This is a genomic window from Paraburkholderia sp. EG286A (genome assembly GCF_040965375.1).
Classification (GTDB): domain Bacteria; phylum Pseudomonadota; class Gammaproteobacteria; order Burkholderiales; family Burkholderiaceae; genus Paraburkholderia.
Window position 1 is genome coordinate 1 of record NZ_JBFRCB010000033.1, and the last position, 458, is coordinate 458.

A 458-nucleotide genomic window follows, 5' to 3' on the forward strand; every position below is an offset into this window, starting at 1 on the left:
CGATCCCGTCATCCTCCACCAATCCTCAATGCTGGTGTCATTGATGCAAACATCGAAAGGTATTTGCGGTTCAGTGAGACAAGCATTGGCGATTGAGCCAGTCAGAGCGGTATGACGCATCACTGCGAAAATATCGGCTGTCGTTCTTTAACAATCAGGAAGAAGTAGTAAAGAGATTCATCCGAAACACACTTAGAGATGGGTGTGGAGTAGGTGAATCAGGGTTGTGATTGTATCAATGTATTTTTAAGTGATCGAAAGATTGCCTTGAAATACGGCGCAACACGAATACTCAACCTGTAGCGAGTGGTCCGAAGTGAGCAATCACCGAGAGACACACCCGTTATAGGGTCAAGCGAACAAGTGCATGTGGTGGATGCCTTGGCGATCACAGGCGATGAAGGACGCGGTAGCCTGCGAAAAGCGGTGGGGAGCTGGCAAACAAGCTTTGATCCACC

At 48.5% G+C, this 458-nt stretch carries 1 rRNA gene; it reads left to right on the plus strand.

Annotated elements, in window-relative coordinates:
• Positions 1–349: 349 nt before the first annotated feature.
• A 23S ribosomal RNA gene (locus AB4Y35_RS42110) occupies positions 350–458 on the plus strand; the annotation flags it as partial.